This window comes from Pseudomonas orientalis, from assembly GCF_001439815.1.
Taxonomy (GTDB): Bacteria; Pseudomonadota; Gammaproteobacteria; order Pseudomonadales; family Pseudomonadaceae; genus Aquipseudomonas; species Aquipseudomonas orientalis.
Map to the genome: position 1 here is coordinate 1 of NZ_JYLM01000035.1, position 547 is coordinate 547.

The 547-nt window shown below is 56.1% G+C and carries 1 protein-coding gene; it reads right to left on the reverse strand.

Annotated elements, in window-relative coordinates; translation table 11 throughout:
- On the reverse strand, positions 1-547 hold a 547-nt coding region (locus TU82_RS27355; RefSeq protein WP_169794978.1), incomplete at both ends, for an alpha/beta hydrolase.

A 547-nucleotide genomic window follows, 5' to 3' on the forward strand; every position in this document is an offset into this window, starting at 1 on the left:
CAGATGGTTCTGAAAGAAGTTCGCCAGCTTGTTGAAAGGGATGAGGTCGACGCGATCATAAAGATCAACATGGCCAGCGTCTGGAATGATGACCAGTTCCTTGGGTTGGCCAGCCAGCTTGTAAGCTTCTTCGCTGAACTCTCTGGAGTGCGCGTTGGCGCCGGCAATGAACAGCATCGGACGAGGTGAGATCGTCTCGATGTCATTGAACGGGTAGAAGTTCATGAACTTGACGTTGCTGGTCAGCGTCGGGTGCGTGGTCAGCGCTTTGGTCGAGCTGGCGGGCGTGTATTCGCCGCGCGGTGTGCGGTAGAAATCATAGAACTCACGCTGGATCGGGTGAGTGCTCTCGTCCAGTTGGTGCACCGTACCGCTGGTGTAAAGGGTTTCACCGCCCGAGAACTCCTCATCGCGCTGCTGTGCTGCTTGCGCGATGATCGCCTGGCGTTGTTCGGGTGTCTGCGAGTGCTTCAAACCATTTCGATTGGCTGCACCCATGTCGTACATGCTGACCGTTGCGATGGCTTTCATGCGAGGGTCGATCTTG